This window comes from Streptomyces sp. URMC 126 (assembly GCF_051386555.1).
GTDB lineage: Bacteria > Actinomycetota > Actinomycetes > Streptomycetales > Streptomycetaceae > Streptomyces.
Window position 1 is genome coordinate 1 of sequence record NZ_JBPQTX010001242.1, and the last position, 243, is coordinate 243.

1 protein-coding gene is annotated in these 243 nt (G+C 69.1%); it reads right to left on the reverse strand.

All coding sequences use genetic code 11. The features are described 5' to 3' along the window. Positions 1-243, reverse strand: a 243-nt coding sequence (locus ACSNOK_RS35820; RefSeq protein WP_436784833.1) for a hypothetical protein, incomplete at both ends; no start/stop codon positions are given.

Sequence of the window (243 nt, forward strand, 5' to 3'; positions counted from 1 at the left end):
GGGTCGTAGGGCGCTTTATTCGAGGACGTCACGTTGCGGCCGGTGACCCGCGCCGGCTTCAACCCGGTGACGTGGTCATAGGTGTGGAAGTCGCGGTAGGCGGCGTGTCCCGGGTAACCGTTCTTCGGCGACCACACGCGGTAGCTGACCTTGAGATCCCGGCCGAACGCGACCACGCCGGAGTCGCCGACGGGCCGGCCCAGCGCGGTGTCGCCGTGCAGCGAGGGGCCGTCGACCATGAAG